General features: G+C 52.2%; 1 rRNA gene. It reads left to right on the top strand.

What is annotated here, in order from left to right:
• Window positions 1-235 precede the first annotated feature (235 nt).
• A 16S ribosomal RNA gene (locus EA795_RS20765) occupies window positions 236-571 on the top strand; the annotation flags it as partial.

Raw genomic sequence — 571 nt, 5'->3', positions numbered from 1 at the left:
GGCTGCTGTAGAATGCGCGGCCTCGGTTGGGACGAAAGACTTGATCGAAACGCTCTTTAACAACTGAATCAAGCAATTCGTGTGGGTGCTTGTGGAGTCAGACTGATGGTCAGCAAGATTATCAGCATCACAATGTACTCAGCGAGAAATCATTGAGTGCTCTTCTGGAGGTTCTCCGGAAGAGATTGCGATTGCTGAGCCAGGTTTAGGGTTTTCTCAAAACCCAAGCAGTATTGAACTGAAGAGTTTGATCATGGCTCAGATTGAACGCTGGCGGCAGGCCTAACACATGCAAGTCGAGCGGATGAAGGGAGCTTGCTCCCTGATTCAGCGGCGGACGGGTGAGTAATGCCTAGGAATCTGCCTGGTAGTGGGGGACAACGTCTCGAAAGGGACGCTAATACCGCATACGTCCTACGGGAGAAAGCAGGGGACCTTCGGGCCTTGCGCTATCAGATGAGCCTAGGTCGGATTAGCTAGTTGGTGAGGTAATGGCTCACCAAGGCTGCGATCCGTAACTGGTCTGAGAGGATGATCAGTCACACTGGAACTGAGACACGGTCCAGACTCC

The organism is Stutzerimonas nitrititolerans, from assembly GCF_003696285.1.
GTDB lineage: Bacteria > Pseudomonadota > Gammaproteobacteria > Pseudomonadales > Pseudomonadaceae > Stutzerimonas > Stutzerimonas nitrititolerans.
This window is presented reverse-complemented; position numbering and strand designations above follow the sequence as displayed.